This window comes from Nitratidesulfovibrio liaohensis, from assembly GCF_011682075.1.
GTDB classification, from domain to species: Bacteria; Desulfobacterota; Desulfovibrionia; order Desulfovibrionales; family Desulfovibrionaceae; genus Cupidesulfovibrio; species Cupidesulfovibrio liaohensis.
The window spans coordinates 1-10,804 of record NZ_VSMK01000005.1; the positions used below are offsets into that span (position 1 = coordinate 1).

General features: G+C 62.4%; 13 protein-coding genes. 12 read left to right on the top strand and 1 reads right to left on the bottom strand.

Annotation, left to right across the window (positions count from 1 at the left end):
- The 12 genes from FVW27_RS00230 to FVW27_RS00285 form a co-directional block, all read left to right on the top strand.
- Positions 1-460: vWA domain-containing protein (locus tag FVW27_RS00230; protein ID WP_167121763.1), on the top strand; the 460-nt coding region annotated here is incomplete at its 5' end.
- Positions 461-637: 177 nt separating this feature from the next.
- Positions 638-928, top strand: a complete 291-nt coding sequence (gene nadS / locus FVW27_RS00235) for a NadS family protein (RefSeq protein ID WP_167121764.1) — start codon at positions 638-640, stop codon at positions 926-928.
- Positions 929-1,185: 257 nt separating this feature from the next.
- A complete protein-coding gene (locus FVW27_RS00240) occupies positions 1,186-1,359 on the top strand; it encodes a hypothetical protein (RefSeq protein ID WP_167121762.1) in 174 nt (57 codons plus the stop codon).
- A gap of 540 nt (positions 1,360-1,899) precedes the next feature.
- Positions 1,900-2,925 carry an RAMP superfamily CRISPR-associated protein gene (locus tag FVW27_RS00245; RefSeq protein ID WP_167121765.1) on the top strand — a complete coding sequence of 342 codons (1,026 nt, stop codon included), beginning with the start codon at positions 1,900-1,902 and terminating at the stop codon, positions 2,923-2,925.
- The gene (gene cas10, locus FVW27_RS00250; RefSeq protein WP_243838116.1) at positions 2,925-4,823 is read left to right on the top strand and encodes a type III-B CRISPR-associated protein Cas10/Cmr2; all 1,899 of its coding nucleotides are present in this window, start codon (positions 2,925-2,927) and stop codon (positions 4,821-4,823) included. Before FVW27_RS00245 ends, cas10 begins: the two co-directional genes overlap by 1 nt.
- Positions 4,813-5,931, top strand: coding sequence for a type III-B CRISPR module-associated Cmr3 family protein (locus FVW27_RS00255; protein ID WP_167121767.1), 1,119 nt, complete (start codon positions 4,813-4,815; stop codon positions 5,929-5,931). The genes cas10 and FVW27_RS00255 overlap by 11 nt, the downstream gene beginning before the upstream one ends.
- Positions 5,932-5,934: 3 nt before the next feature.
- Positions 5,935-6,735, top strand: coding sequence for a type III-B CRISPR module RAMP protein Cmr4 (cmr4, locus tag FVW27_RS00260; RefSeq protein WP_167121768.1), 801 nt, complete (start codon positions 5,935-5,937; stop codon positions 6,733-6,735).
- Positions 6,736-6,744: 9 nt separating this feature from the next.
- Complete coding sequence (gene cmr5, locus FVW27_RS00265; protein WP_167121769.1) at positions 6,745-7,155, top strand: type III-B CRISPR module-associated protein Cmr5; 411 nt, start codon at positions 6,745-6,747, stop codon at positions 7,153-7,155.
- Positions 7,152-8,144, top strand: a complete 993-nt coding sequence (cmr6, locus tag FVW27_RS00270; RefSeq protein WP_167121770.1) for a type III-B CRISPR module RAMP protein Cmr6 — start codon at positions 7,152-7,154, stop codon at positions 8,142-8,144. Before cmr5 ends, cmr6 begins: the two co-directional genes overlap by 4 nt.
- Before the next feature lie 34 nt (positions 8,145-8,178).
- Positions 8,179-8,700, top strand: a complete 522-nt coding sequence (locus FVW27_RS00275; protein WP_167121771.1) for a hypothetical protein — start codon at positions 8,179-8,181, stop codon at positions 8,698-8,700.
- Positions 8,701-8,702: 2 nt separating this feature from the next.
- Entirely contained in the window at positions 8,703-8,975 is a 273-nt protein-coding gene (locus FVW27_RS00280; RefSeq protein WP_167121772.1) for a CRISPR-associated protein Csx3, read from the top strand.
- Positions 8,972-10,102 carry a Card1-like endonuclease domain-containing protein gene (locus tag FVW27_RS00285; protein WP_167121773.1) on the top strand — a complete coding sequence of 377 codons (1,131 nt, stop codon included), beginning with the start codon at positions 8,972-8,974 and terminating at the stop codon, positions 10,100-10,102. Before FVW27_RS00280 ends, FVW27_RS00285 begins: the two co-directional genes overlap by 4 nt.
- Positions 10,103-10,131: 29 nt before the next feature.
- On the opposite strand, the gene cas1 is transcribed toward FVW27_RS00285, so the two are convergent.
- Positions 10,132-10,804 (bottom strand): CRISPR-associated endonuclease Cas1 (gene cas1 / locus FVW27_RS00290; RefSeq protein ID WP_167121774.1); only part of this gene is annotated, 673 nt, incomplete at its 5' end.

Genomic DNA, 10,804 nt, shown 5'->3' on the forward strand with positions numbered 1-10,804 from the left:
CTGTCATGCCGTGGCCTCGGCCCTTGAGACCATCGGCATCAACGTGGCCATCACCGCCTTTCCGGCCAGCCATGACCCGGCGTCGACGGAGCAGAAAACCGTGGGGCGCCTGGTGCGGCACGGCCAGAAGGTACATCCGAGACTGAAGGTGGCAGCCGTGGGGACCACCCCACTGGCCGAGTCCCTGTGGTGGGTGATGCAGGAAATGCTGCCCCTGCGTGAGGCTCGCAAGCTCATCCTGCTGCTGACCGATGGCGACCCCGATACGCCGACATGTGCCCTGGAAGCCATTCGGCACGCCGAACGGCTGGGGTTCGAGGTCTACGCCATCGGCATCGGTGCGGTGAACATCCTGCAGCACCTGCCGGGACGGCACCGGACGATCAACACCATGGCCGAACTTGCCCCGGGGATGTTCGGCCTGTTGCAGGGCGCGCTGGTCGGAAGGCGCGCGACATGATGCAAACACGAAAAACACCGGCAACGAGCAACGGGGAGGCACCAGGCCTCCCCGTTCTCTTTCGACGATGCAGCAGGATGACCTCACGAGATCAACCCTGTATATTCAAAGGGCAATGGACACGCTGATCAGCAAAAGAATCAGCGTATCCCGCAGCAAGGCCAAAAGGGGGACCCCATGGACAAGACGCTGTTCGAGAACCTGACCACAAGCCTCAAAGAGGCCGTCGATATGGCCAGGGAGCGCGGGTTTCCATCTCCTTCTTTCGAGGTGACCGGAGCGCACGTGAAAACCATCAGGGGACGAATAGGGCTTTCCCAACAGGAATTCGCCGCGCTCCTGCGTGTCAGTGTCAAGACGCTGCAGAACTGGGAGCAAAGCCGACGAACACCCACAGGCCCAGCCGCCGCGCTGCTGCGGATTTTTGACCGTTCGCCCGACGCAGCCATACGCGCCCTGCAAGCCTGATCAGATATTGCGCTCGCATCTCACCAACCCCGCTCCGACGGGGTTTTTCTATTTCAACACCCCGACAAGGAGGTCGTATGCGCTGGATGTACCTGTGCCGGTTCTGGCCGTGGAAGAGGTGCCTTCTGCCACCTGCGGAATGCGTTCTCTTCGCGGACTGCCCGAAGGTCCGCACCTCGAGGAGGATAGAGATATGAACTGGGGATCAATCCTCGCCATCGCCATCGCGGTACTTAACGTCGTCAAGGAGAGCATCGATGACTGACCACGAATCCAGGGACGAGGGAATGAACAGGGCCTGGGTGTTTCTTGGCGGTTGCCTGGCCGGTGTCGCTGGCGTGTTCGTGGCGGCCATATTGTTGGAGGCAGGCAGCGCGGGAACCGACGGCTGCGAGGAAAAACCGTTGGCGCTGTCTGGAGGCCGTCCCTAAGCGGAGTAGTCCATGAAGGAGGGGAGAGGCTATCCCCTTCAACGCACATCGGGGTAGGGGGGCGTTACAGGCGCATGCCCCTACCCCATGCATCCTGAACCGCCATTCGGATGTTGCTTTTTTTTGATGTTTTTAACTGGTTACTTCGCATAGACGCCGGAGTGCTGGTGCTTTTCAACGCCCCTGACCACGGCTTCTCGAAGTATCCTCTAGGCCTTTCACCTTAAGAACAACCTGCCTCTTTTAATGAAGCTCCCCTAATCACGCAAAACTTTCAGGGGATCAGGCCCGAAAGGAAAAGTGTAAGCTCGGCTCTTCGGGGGGGCTATACACGCTTGCATTTCTTGAGGAATTTAAGCTAATCAGTAAGGGCTTGCGCCGCTGTCTGCCTTTGGTGCTGTCGGGGTAATTGCAAGCAACAAAACGTTTTCGAAATGTTGTTTCCGACGCTGCATGCGCACCAAGCGCTAGTTTTGGCGAATACTGTCCCAGATGACCGTACTACTGACATGCTCGAAAACTTACGGCAAGGCGGTTTGTATGACGGGAAAAGTGTCGTGCATCAAGGCTGCTTTTATCGTTTCTGCGCCACTGTATTGCGGAGGGTTCGATCAGAACACCTCAGAAATACGGGTTGCATCACTCAGGGGAGCCCTGAGAAGCTGGTGGCGCTATGCCAATGGCGGGCGGTTTGAAAGTATCGGCGACATGATGTCCGCCGAGTCCGCCATTTTCGGCAGCGCACGCCCCGGTCACTCGCGCCAGGGAATTCTGATGAGCCTGAGCGTGGAGGGGGGTGGACATCCTGTCGGCTCTTACCAGGTCTCGTCCTTGGGATATCTGGGGTACGGAGTCTGCGGCAGACGCCCGGCCATGCCAGCGGGCGCCCGGTTTACCCTCACCCTTCGCGGTCGGGGGCTGGACGAAGAGCAGTTGGGTTCCCTTCGGGATGCCATATCCCTGATGGGGCTTCTTGGCGGCATCGGTGGCCGGGCTCGTCGCGGATTCGGCAGCCTGACCCTGACGCACCTTGAAGGTGATGGAGCAGCAGGAAACGCCTGGACCTGCCCGACAACCGCCCAGGAGTTTTCCGAGCGGCTGTCCCTGCTTCTGGGCGCCAATACACTAAATGCCAACCCTTCCTTTCCGGCGTTCGCGCCTGGAAGTCGGGTATTCTGGCTCTGTGAAGCCAAAACTCCCGAAGCTGTTCAGGAGGCTCTTGAGGGTGTCCTGCTGGGCATGATGCAGAGCATGGCGGGAGCATCGCCGGCGGGCTACCCGAACAAGATAGCGCTCGGCCTTCCGCGCGGTAAATGGAAGCCGGAACGGCACAACCGCCGGGCCAGTCCCCTCGTGTTCCATGTGCATCAGTGCGGCAAGGACTCCTATGCAGGGCTGGTGACGCTGATTTCGGGCCCGTTCCTGCCACAGGGCGAGAAAGTGAAGGGTCCGACCGGGTCCGTACCGGCCCCTGCCGACCATGTCGAAACGCTGGGCAACGCACTGCAATCGCTTGCCGGACAGCATCGGGAATTTTCGCAGGCTCGGGAGGTCTACCGTCGATGATGCACCTTCATTTCACTCTGGGGCCGGTGCAGGGGTTCGTGGCCGAGGCAAGGCGCACGCGCGACCTGTGGGCCGGGTCGTTTCTCCTTTCGTGGATCTGCGCAAACGCCATGAAGGCCGTACTCGACGGCGGCGGCAAGATCATCTTCCCGATCGTCCACGATGCCGAAAGGGTTCCCACCGACCAGTTGCTGAAGGCCGTATGCGGACAGGGCGGAGCCCCGCGCATAGGCACCATCCCGAACAGGTTCAGGGCCGAGGTTCCCGACGGGTTCGACCCTGCTGCAGTGGAACAGGCAGCCAGAGGCGCATGGGAGAACGTGGCCGACGCCGTATGGCGGAAATACGTGGAAGGTGCTGCCAGCCTAGGCAGGAATACCCGGGCGATCTGGGACCGACAGGTTCATGGGTTCTGGGAACTCAACTGGGCAATGGGCAAAGCCGACCAGCCGTACCTGCTGGACCTGCGCAAAAACTGGCGCTGTTTCCAGCCGACCGAAGAGGGTGGCGAACCCTGTTCCGTGGCCTCCGGACTGCAGGAAGTTTCCGGTTACGTGCGGGCCTGCGGGGAAGGGGAGCAGCAGGATGCATTCTGGAAAAGGCTGCGCAGCCTCGGCGGCATCTCCGAAATGGAGTTGCGCCCCACGGAGCGACTGAGCGCGATCATGCTGATCAAGCGGCTGTTCCTGGGTATCGCGAATGCATCAATGGGATTCGAACCACAGACAAAGTCATGGCCTTCCACGGCACACGTGGCAACTCTGCCCTTCAAGCGCCGGGTCATCGCCGAAAACCCGGCCGCTGCCCGGGACTATGTCCGCATCGTGAAGGATGCGCACATACGCGAACCCTTCAAGGAACGGCAGAACGCCATCCCCTCATTGCCCGTCGGTTGGCTCGATAATGACACGCAGGACTACGCGGCACTGGACGGCGACCTGCTCTTCCGCGAAACGTTCGAGCCCGGCAACCGACGCTACCCCGCAGGAGCCGAGGACACGACGACGCGCGAAACCCTGGCCGCAGGGCTTAATACGCTGCTCGAAGCTACCGCCGCGACGGGGGCAAAGCCCTCACCGTTTTTTGCCGTTCTCTTCATGGACGGCGACAGCATGGGCAAACTGCTGTCCGCCCCGAACAGTGCGCCGGAAAAGGTATCCACGGCCCTGGCCCGCTTTGCCGACCAGGTCGAGGGCATCGTGAAGAAGCACGACGGGTTCACGATCTACGCCGGGGGCGACGACGTGCTGGCACTGCTGCCCGTGACGGACGCCATTGATGCCGCAATTCATCTCAAGGATGCCTACTGTGCCGCATTCGCTGCCGAAGGCGTTGCCGGTGCCACCATTTCCGGAGGCATAGTATTCGCCCATTACGGCACCCCGTGGATCGACGTCATGCATTCTGCCCACGACATCCTCGAAGGCAAGGCCAAGGAGGAAGCCGGACGGAATAGCCTCGGCATCGTCGTGAACAAGGGGGGTGCCACCAACGGGGAATGGGTGGCCGGATGGGACAGGGTGGACGCCCTCCGGGAACTGGCGCGCATTCTCGCCGGAACAACCGCAGACCGGGAAATCAGCATGTCGCTGCTCTACCGCATGCGTTCCGTGCTTGCCGAACTTGCTGGCAGGCCCCGCGTGTCGGCCGGGGGCGTGCACGAAATGCCGGACATGGATCTGGTTCCGCTGCTGCAAGCCGCACTGGAAGCGTCGCACGAACATCGCGGCGGCTCCTCCCCGACAGCCGATCACCGCTCGCTTTCCGCCGCCATGGTCAATGCCTGCACCATCGAGCGCAACGGAAAGCGCCTGCTGATGACGGACGGGCTTGTTGTTGCCCGGTTCATTGCCGCCCACGCTTCCCTCGCCGACGCCGGAGGTTCCCATGTGGAATGACATGCACTGGCTTTCCCTCGACCCCGTGGATTCCTGCTTTTTCCGTGACGGACGGCCCATGCACATGGGCGAAAGCTCCGTGACTGCCTCCGAAAGCGTGTTCCCCCCGTCCCCCCTCACCACCGGGGGCGCCATGCGGGCGGCTCTGGCCCGCGCCAACGGCTGGACCCAGGGACGAAGCTGGCCGGAAGGGTTGCGGCCGGTTCTGGGCGTGGACGAGGAACTCGGCTCGGCCCGGTTTGCGGGGCCGTTCCTGACCAGGGGTGCCGACCTGCTGTTTCCCTGCCCACTGCACCTGCTGGGGCAGGAAGAACCGGACACGGAAGGAACACGCTGGACTCCGCGGGCAGCAATGCGCCCCGGCCCGGGCGTGCACTGCGACCTGGGGCCGGATGTCCGCCTGCCCGAACTGCCCCCAGAACATCGCGGCCAAACCGGCCTCAAGGCGGGTGAAGGCTGGTTTGTCACCACGGAAGGCATGCGGCAGATCCTTGTCGGGCAGCTTCCCGAAAAGGGGCAGATCATCCCCAGGCGGAACCTGTGGACCAACGAATACCGCACGGGAAACAGGCTGCAGGAAGATACCCGAACCACCGGCGATGACGCACTGTATTCCACCCGCCATGCACGCGCACGGGCCGGAACAGGTCTTGTCATTGCCGCCGGTGGTCTGCCGGAAGGCTGGCAGTTGCCTTCCGGGCTGCACCCGTTCGGGGGGGAGGGGCGGATGGCCGAATTCGTGCCCCTGCCCGAAGCGCCCCGGGTACCCGTGAACGGCGGAAGGCCGAGTGGCTGCTTCATGCTGGTGCTTCTCGCGCCTCTGGTGGCCCGACACGAAAACCTTCTCCCCGGCGGCAGGGTGCCGGGCCTTGAAGATGCCGAAGTCGTATGCGTCTGCACGGGAAAAGCCGCCCGCATCGGCGGCTGGAACTTCATCCGGCGCGCGCCCCTGCCCCGCAGGCCCGTTTACCCGGCAGGGACCGTGATCTTCTGCAGGCAGTCCCTATCGGGCAGCGCGGACACCGTGTCATTCATGCAGCTCGGCGAATCCACGGACTACGGGTTCGGTCTTGCTGTCGTCGGAACCTGGAACGATCATCAGGAGTAGCCAATGGAAACGCTCGTACTTGGTCTTCTTGCCGAAACTGCTGTTCACCCCGGTTGCGGCCGGGATGCCGGAATTGTGGACCTTCCCGTGAGCCGCGAAGGCGGCAGCGGCATTCCCGTCATTTTCGGATCGGGCGTCAAGGGGGCATTCCGGGACAAGATCCGCCGGGTCGGCCTTTCCGAAGAGGACAGGAACAGACTGTTCGGCAAGCAGGACTCCGCCGGTGCTCTTTTGTTTTCGGATGCCCGCCTGCTGCTGCTCCCCGTGCGCAGTCTTTCCGCCCACGCACGGTGGGCCACCTGCCCGTTCCTTCTCGAGCGGTTCGTGCGGGACAGCCGCCGCGCAGGGTGCCCGGTGGAGGCCACGGTACCTTCGGTGGAACGGGGCACCGCCCTTGCCTCCGGTACCGGGCAGATTTTCCTCGAGGAGCGCCTGTATCGCATCACGGGCATGGTGCCCGCCGATATCGTGTCCATGCTCCAGCGTCTGGTGATGCACAAGGAAACGGCGACCCGTCTCGAAAGCGAGCTGCTTGTCCTGCACAACGACGATTTTGCATGGTTCGCCCAGTATGGTCTGCCGGTCAACGCACGCAACGTGCTCGAAGAAGACACCAAGACCAGCAAGAACCTGTGGTACGAGGAAACCCTGCCCGCCGACAGCATTCTCTACGCGCTTGTCGGCGAGCGCCTGTCCGGGGCCGTGACCGAATTCCGCAGCCAGGTCTCGGCATCTCCGTACGTGCAGATGGGGGGGAACGAAACCGTCGGGCAGGGGTGGTTTTCCCTTGCCGCGTTCGCATAGGAGGCGGGCATGGATACCGGACGTACTCTCGAGCAGCAGCGCGCCGCCTATGCCCTTGATGCTGTCGACAAGGTGAGACAGCAAGCCCCGAAATCCGCTGGCGACTATGCAACGCTCAGCGCATCGTTTCCCACGCTGGTTCTTGCAAGCGGCCTCGGACAGGCGCTTGCATTCCTGATGACGAAGCGCAGCAAGGAACCTGCCCACGATCTTCTCTTGCGCCACCTTGACGGCTGGATGTGCCGCGAGAACAAGCATTCACCCTATTTCGGCACCAAAGAGGACGACCTGCTGCGCGCCGTTGTGGCAGGCACGCAGGACCAGTATGCGGTGGCGCAGTCAGAAGTGCTCGCCCTGCTCGGCTGGATCAAGCGATGCGCCCGGGCCTATCTCGAAGCCGGGGCACAGGGGGCAGCATGATACCGCTTTATCAGGGGGCGAACGATCATGCGGCCTTTGTCAGCCAATCCAACGCCGGCCTCTGGTATGACAAGTTCTGCAGCAGTTGGTCGTACGACTTCACGAAGTTCGAAAAGAACGACTGGGTCAAGCGGCTGCATGGCAGGAAGGTGGGCAGCCCCGGCCTGCTGGCCGAACATGCCGCGCGGCGCAGTGCCCTTGCGGCGGCCTGCGGGGGCATGACCCTGGAATGGAAGACGGCAAGTCGTTTCCTGACCGGCCTCGGGCGCGATCATCCGGTCGAGAACGGGTTTGCATGGCACCACCTGCTGGGGGTTCCCTACCTGCCCGGCTCCGGCGTGAAGGGCGTGATACGGAACTGGGCCGAAGCTTGGGGCGCTGCCGAGGATGCTGCCCTTTGCGACGCGGCCTTCGGAATCGAAACGGACAGGAATGACTCCGGGGGAAAGGCCGGAGAAATCCTCTTCCTCGACGCGCTGCCGGTTGCCCCTGTCCTGCTGGAGGGCGAGGTGATGACCCCCCACCTTGGCGGCTACTATCTTGCATCACTCCAGAACCCTGCCGATCTGCCCGGTGAATGGCATGCGCCCGTCCCCATCCCCGTCCTTGCTACGGCGGCAGGGCAGGCCTTTCAGTTCTGCCTTTTGCCGCGCACGCCGGAGGCGGCGGAAGTGCTGCCGAAGGTGGCCACCCTGCTTGCCGAAGCCCTGCAGATGATCGGTGCAGGCGCCAAGACCGCCAGCGGCTACGGGCGGTTCGCGTCGGATGCGGGCGTGTCCGCCCCCGTGCAGGCCGACCCGATGGAAGAATTCTGCCGCTGGTTCGAAGCACAGAAGTTCAGCGCCTCCAACAAGGGCTCGCAACATGCCATCATAGAAAAGGTGGAGGCCCTGCCTGAAGATATACGCCCTGAGGCAAGGGAATTCGTCGCAACCAGGTTGAAGAGAAAGGAACGGACGGACAAACTCCACGCCTATCTCACCCAGTAACTCCACTATCCGAATACTGCATGCGGAGAAGAAAATGTTCGATGCCAACACATGGGATGTGCTCAGCAAGCTGGGAGTAATCGCCGGGCTGACCACAACGGTCTTCAGTCTTGCCACCTACTTCATGGTCAAACGTCAGGAACGTTTGCTCAAGCGCTACAGCAGGAACGTTGTCGAAAGAACGGGTGACAACCCCGCCGTGCTGGTGGTCAACCTGCGCCCAGGAAACATAGATGCACAGGTGCAGCATTTCATGAAAAAGGACGCACTGCTGGCAAATGTCCCGCAGGAAATGTTTGCCTCGTATTGCTGGCAGAAGAAGCCGTTGATCGACCAGGAAGACATCAACGAGATTCTCGGCGGCATACACGCAAAATATACGGAACTTACGGAGAAAGGCTACGACAGCCTTTCACTGTTCTATGCCGGTCCCACCATCATTGCGGCCATGGTAGGGGCGATGCTTTCCAATTCGCGCAAGGTCCGGGTCTACCAGCTGGACAAGGGCGAAAAGGAATACAAGTACTGGGGGCTGCTGGAACCCCTGCACTTCTGATCATGCCGGAGCAGATCACCATCAACCTTGAAGTCATGTACGCCGGTTCCGGGCAGGCCAAGCTGGACGACCTGCCCGGCTACCGGGCCACTGCCCTGCAATTGGCAGGCAGGGGCAACCGGGTGGTGCTGACGGGGCGCGGCCCCGTCTGGCTCTACCTTGCCCTTGCGCACGAACTGCACGGCGTGGCCCAAAGCCTGGAGTACGATTCGCCCGTTACCGGGCGTGTTACCATCTTCGACCACAATCCGTTTCGCGGAGACTCGTCGCCATGAGCCAGCCCCTGCTCTACTGCTGCCTTGCATCGGAACAGCCGGAACCGAACCTTATCCCGGTATTGATGCCGGGCCACAAGCCGGACAAGGCCGTCGTGCTGCTCACCCCCGAGATGCGCAACAGGCCGACGGTTCTCGGGCTGCTTTCCGAATTGGGCAGACACTGCAACGAGGTGGAAACGCAGGAAACGGCCGCCTTCGACTACCCCCGCATCGTTGCCGACATGCAGAACGTGATGGCCCGGCATTCCGGCTGGGCCATCCATTGCAACATGACGGGCGGCACCAAGGTGATGAGCGTTGCCGTCAGCGAGGCATGCCGCACCGGCGGCGGCACATGCCTGTACGTGGACACGGCCAACCGTTCCTGCCTGCATCTGGGCATGGAGCCGGTGGCGGAGCCGCTGCCATCGGTGCTGGATGTCAGCACAATCTTTCGCTTGCGTGGTTACAACGTGGGCGGGGTTGTGCCGATAGAGCAGGACCCGCCAGGTGTGTACGGCCTCGTTATGTGGATGGGACGCAACGCGCCCAACCTGCAACACGCGGTAGGGCAGCTTCATTGGATAGCAGGGCAGGGGGAGGGGGACAGGCTGGTTCCCAGCCTTGTAGAAATGCGTCCCAGAGACCATGAGTTCAGCGAACTTTGGTCGCGCGTGTGCAAGAGCGGACTGGTGTCAGCAAATGGTCGAACACTGACGCATCCTTCGGCCCGCCGCATCCTGACCGGTAGCTGGCTTGAACGCTACGTGTATCATGTAGTGCGCGAACTTCCTGAAAACGCGGCAGTATCCTCCATCCTCACCGGCGTGAATATCAGCACCCAGAATGGCACCAGTAACGAAATAGACGTGTGTTTCACTGCGGCCAACCGATTGCATCTTGTCGAATGCAAGGCTCGTCCCGTAGAACGCATGGCCCAGGATGCACAGGCAGGCATAACCTATAAGTTGGACAGCTTGAGAGACATCATGGCGGGAACTTTCGGCAGGGCCATGTTCGTCACCTCCGGAGAAATCAAGTCCGGACATCGTGGCAGATGCCGCGACCTGCGCATTGCGCACAGCGACAACGCACACTTGCCGAGTTTGCCTGACGCCATGTCCCGCTGGATCGCCCCGCGCTGAACGGTCGCGGTTGCCGTTGTCGGCCGAAGTTACCCCCGGCCGACCCAACCGCCCCGGCGGCAGACGAGGAAATCGCCGTCCTCGCAGGCCCACCGGCGGGCATGCAGCACCTGCGCGGTCAGCTGTTCGCGCAGGGTGGCCTCGTCCCCTGCCATGCGGGTATCCAGTTCTTCCTCGAATGCCTGCAGCAACGGGTCCAGTGCCCCCGGCGCCATCCGCCACCTGCCGCCTTCGTGAGCAAATGCTTCGGCCCGCACCACGCCGCAGTTCACGATATTGACGGCCCATCGGTCCATGCGGTGACGGAAAGGTTCCTGCAGGTCGGCCACCAGCGATTCGTAACGGTCCGCCGGGCTGTGCAGAAAGCCCAGATAGGGGTTGAGCCCTTCGCCCCGCACCAACACGTTCAACCGAGTGAACAACTGCGAATACGCAAAGTCCAGCAGGGCGTTCCACCTGTCGGGCTTGCGTCTTGGCACCCGGGCCGCGCTGCGGAACGCCTCGTCCCGGACAAGCCCGTTCACGGCGGGGAATGCATGACGGGCAAAGCCCCCCTCCAGTCCCATGGCCTTTCCTGCGTCATCCGTCGCCGCCAGCGCCTCCAGCACCTCCCTGCCCCGCGCCGTCAGCCCCGCCCCGGCGCCGCCCAGCCGGGGGCGCAGCCACAGCAGGGCGTTATCCACCTTGGCCGCCACCAGTGCC